The organism is Rhodococcus sp. P3_B8, assembly GCF_056402775.1.
On sequence record NZ_JBFUGT010000600.1, the window covers coordinates 1 to 1,646 of the forward strand.

The window sequence follows — 1,646 nt, forward strand, 5'->3', positions numbered from 1 at the left end:
TTTCTGGTTGTGGTTGCTACCAGAAAGGCGCACGGGCCCGAAGGGCCTACAGGTCGCGCTCGCGTTCCCGCTTCCGCTCGATGCGGCGCCGCGCGTCGTGGTCACGCATCCGCTGCGGGTAGCCGGTCTTGCGGACGTCGTACACGGGGATGCGGAGATCCTCGCCGAGTTTGCGGGCGCCACGTTCACCGCCCACCCGGCGCCGGGTCCACTCGCCGTCCGCCGCGACGAGCACGACAGTGACTTCCGTCACTGTCGTCCGAGGTTCCACGTAGCCCTCCACACCGAGGTGCGTGCGAGTCCAGTTCGCGAGATATGCGGCGTCCTCCGGGGACGCCTGAGATCGGCCGGACCGAGGCCGCGAGAATCGGTCGAACAAGCCCACGTCGAGCCTCCTCGCGTGCGTGCGCCGGACGATGCCTGCGACTGTCCTCCAAGTTTGCCAGCGAACGCCCGGTTTCCGCCGCACACGAAAACTACTGGCCGGTAGCGATTACGTCGCGACACACCGGAGTCCCCGACGGGTGCCCCTCGGCGGACACGCCCGCCGGATCAATGGAAAGATGTGGAGCGCCGACACAGCGAGTGGGTGACGACGAATCGGAATTACCTGCAAGTAGACGCAAGACACGTGCATCTCGAAGCACAATGGTTCACGACCACAAGTCGACAAAATTCAACAACCCGAACACAACTGTCGAGGAGTCAAAAGACATGGCCTTCTCCGTCCAGATGCCAGCGCTTGGTGAGAGTGTCACCGAGGGAACTGTCACGCGGTGGCTCAAGCAGGAAGGAGACACGGTCGAAGTTGACGAACCCTTGCTCGAAGTCTCCACGGACAAGGTGGACACGGAAATCCCGTCTCCCGTGGCCGGCGTTCTCAGCAAGATCGTTGCTCAGGAAGACGACACCGTGGAAATCGGTGGCGAGCTTGCCGTGATCGGCGACGCCGGTGAGGCTCCTGCCTCCGACTCCGCTCCCGCACCCGCCGCCGAAGAGCCCGCCGCCGAGCCGGCTCCCGCCGCGGAGGCGCCTGCCGCCGAGCCTGCGCCCGCAGCATCCGGCAACGGTTCCGCCGAGGGCACCGCCGTGAAGATGCCCGAATTGGGCGAGTCCGTCACCGAGGGCACCGTCACCCGCTGGCTCAAGGCCGTCGGCGACGAGGTCGCCGTGGACGAGCCGCTCGTCGAGGTATCCACCGACAAGGTCGACACGGAGATCCCGTCCCCCGTCGCCGGTACGCTCCTCGAGATCAGCGCCGAGGAAGACGACACCGTCTCCGTCGGCGGTCAGCTCGCCGTCATCGGTTCGGGTGCGCCCGCCGCCAAGCCGGCCGCGGAACCGAAGCCCGAGCCGACCCCCGAGCCCGCTCCGGYCCCCGAACCCGCGAAGCCCGAACCCGCGAAGAGTGCCCCGGCACCGGCAGCATCCGCGCCGGCTCCCGCAGCCGCCGCACCCGCTCCCGCGGCCACGTCCGGAGACAGCACCCCGTACGTCACCCCGCTGGTGCGCAAGCTCGCTGCGGACAACAGCGTCGACCTGTCCTCGGTGACGGGCACCGGAGTCGGTGGCCGCATCCGCAAGCAGGACGTCCTCGCCGCCGCCGAGGCCAAGAAGGCACCGGCCGCCGCTGCCGCGCCTGCTGC

2 protein-coding genes are annotated in these 1,646 nt (G+C 68.3%); one reads left to right on the plus strand and one right to left on the minus strand.

Features of this window, described 5'->3' with window-relative positions; all coding sequences use genetic code 11:
- Positions 1-46: 46 nt before the first annotated feature.
- The gene (locus AC1D1G_RS44960; RefSeq protein ID WP_283352584.1) at positions 47-385 is read right to left on the minus strand and encodes an oxidoreductase; all 339 of its coding nucleotides are present in this window, start codon (positions 383-385) and stop codon (positions 47-49) included.
- 329 nt (positions 386-714) lie between these two features.
- On the opposite strand from AC1D1G_RS44960, the gene sucB reads away from it, so the two are divergent.
- A partial coding sequence (gene sucB / locus AC1D1G_RS44965; RefSeq protein WP_477956913.1) for a 2-oxoglutarate dehydrogenase, E2 component, dihydrolipoamide succinyltransferase occupies positions 715-1,646 on the plus strand: 932 nt, incomplete at its 3' end.